Genomic DNA, 578 nt, shown 5'->3' with positions numbered 1-578 from the left:
GAAAACCGAGTTGTGGAAGAGCTGGGGTCGCTCATGTCTTACACGCGTTCTGCTCGGGAAGAAAAAGGCTTTGAGCGTTTTGGTGGGTCGGATATTGAAGAGTTTGACCACATTGGTTCGACGCTGGAAAGCACGTTTGAGGAATTAGAAGCTCAGAAGCGATCGTTTAGAGACCTGTTTAACTTCGCGTTATCGCCAATCATGGTTTGGTCAGAAGCGGGCGTGCTGATCCAAATCAATCCCGCAGCTCGCAAAGAACTGGTGATCGAAAATGACATCGAAACCATGCATCCTGTATTTAAAGGATTCAAAGACAAACTGGTACCACATTTAAGAATGGCAGCGCAGGGCGCGACACTGACGGGAGTGAACGTGCCCATTGGTGACAAAGTCTTTCGTTGGACCTTATCGCCAATTCGCGTCGATGGTGATATCAGCGGCATCATTGTTCAAGGGCAAGATATTACAACGCTGATCGAAGCTGAAAAGCAAAGTAACTTAGCACGCAGAGAAGCCGAAAAATCCGCGCAAGCGCGAGCTGACTTCTTGGCTAAAATGAGCCATGAAATTCGTACACC

The 578-nt window shown here is 48.1% G+C and carries 1 pseudogene; it reads left to right on the top strand.

Going from position 1 to position 578, the window contains the following annotated elements:
* Positions 1 to 578: pseudogene (locus R7Z50_RS29500) on the top strand (ATPase); the annotation flags it as partial.

The sequence above is a fragment of the Vibrio sp. 1249-1 genome (assembly GCF_033340495.1).
The sequence above is the reverse complement of the archived record's forward strand: the minus strand, read 5'-3'. Positions and strand labels throughout refer to the sequence as shown.